The 1,722-nt window shown below is 63.5% G+C and carries 1 protein-coding gene; it reads right to left on the bottom strand.

The window, feature by feature from the left end; genetic code table 11:
- The coding region (gene xsc / locus ACR0LF_RS23590) for a sulfoacetaldehyde acetyltransferase (RefSeq protein WP_480856498.1) at positions 1–1,718 on the bottom strand (1,718 nt) is incomplete at its 3' end.
- Positions 1,719–1,722: the final 4 nt, after the last annotated feature.

The raw sequence follows: 1,722 nt of genomic DNA on the forward strand, positions 1-1,722 counted from the left end.
TTCATCGCGTCGCGGCGGAACGGGTCGCCCAGCTCCTGGTTGATCAGCGCCTCGATCAGCGTGGTCACGCCGTTCTTCTGGTCGATGATCGCCTGGTTCAGCGCTGCCGTCAGCTCGTCCTGGGTGCGGGCAACCACGCCCTTCAGGCCGCAGGCCTTGGCGATGGCGGCATAAGACACCTGCTCGTCCAGCTCGGTGCCGACGAAGTTGTCGTCGAACCACAGGGTCGAGTTGCGCTTCTCCGCGCCCCACTGATAGTTGCGGAACACGATCTGGGTCACGGCGGGCCATTCCTCGCGGCCGATCGCGGTCAGCTCGTTCACCGAGATGCCGAAGGCACCGTCACCGGCAAAGCCCACAACCGGCACATCCGGGCAGCCGATCTTGGCGCCGATGATGGAGGGCAGACCATAGCCACAGGGACCGAACAGGCCCGGCGCCAGGTATTTGCGGCCCTCGTCGAACGACGGATAGGCGTTGCCGATGGCGCAGTTGTTGCCGATATCGGACGAGATGATCGCCTCGCGCGGCAGTGCCTGCTGGATCGCGCGCCATGCCATGCGCGGGCTCATCCAGTCCGGCTTGGCGGCACGGGCACGCTCGTTCCAGGTGGTGCCGGGATCGTCATTCTCATGCGTCAGCGAGCTCAGCTCCTGCGCCCAGGCCGATTTGGTCTGCGCGATCTTCGCCTTGCGCTCGGTGCGGCCCGCATCGCCGGCATCATCGGCCAGCTGCTCCAGAATGCCGTTCGCCACCAGCGCCGCGTCGCCCACGATGCCCACGGTCACGTCCTTGGTCAGGCCGATCCGGTCGGGGTTGATGTCGACCTGAATGATCTGCGCATCTGTCGGCCAGTAGTTGATGCCATAGCCCGGCAGCGTCGAGAACGGGTTCAGACGGGTGCCAAGGCACAGCACCACATCCGCCTGGCTGATCAGCTCCATCCCCGCTTTCGAGCCGTTATAGCCCAGCGGACCGGCAAACAGCGGGTGGTTGCCCGGGAAGGCGTCGTTGTGCTGATAGCCCACGCAGACCGGCGCATCCAGACGCTCGGCCAAGGCCTGAGACGCCGCGATACCGCCCTTCGACAGAACCACACCGGCGCCGTTCAGGATCACCGGGTTCTTCGCGCCCGACAGCAGCTTGGCCGCTTCGGATACCGCGCCCGCCCCGCCCGAGGGGCGCTCGAAATCGACGATCTTGGGCAGCTCGATATCCACAACCTGGGTCCACATGTCGCGCGGAATGTTCATCTGCGCCGGAGCCGAGGCCCGCTTGGCCTGCATGATCACACGGTTCAGAACCTCAGCCACACGGGACGGATCGCGCAGCTCTTCCTGATAGGCCACACAATCGGCAAACAGGTTCATCTGCTCCATCTCCTGGAAGCCGCCCTGACCGATCGTCTTGTTCGCCGCCTGCGGCGTGATCAGAAGAACCGGGGTGTGGTTCCAGTACGCCGTCTTCACAGCCGTCACAAAGTTGGTGATGCCAGGGCCGTTCTGCGCGATCATGATCGACATCTCGCCGGTCGCACGCGTATACCCGTCCGCCATCATCCCGCCGGAACATTCATGCGCACAATCCCAGAACGTTATCCCAGCAGCAGGGAAAATATCCGAAATCGGCATCATCGCAGACCCAATAATGCCAAACGCATGCTTGATACCATGCATCTGCAGCGTCTTAACAAAGGCCTCTTCTGTCGTCATCTTCATCGGT

The sequence above is a fragment of the Ruegeria sp. E8 genome (assembly GCF_056533985.1).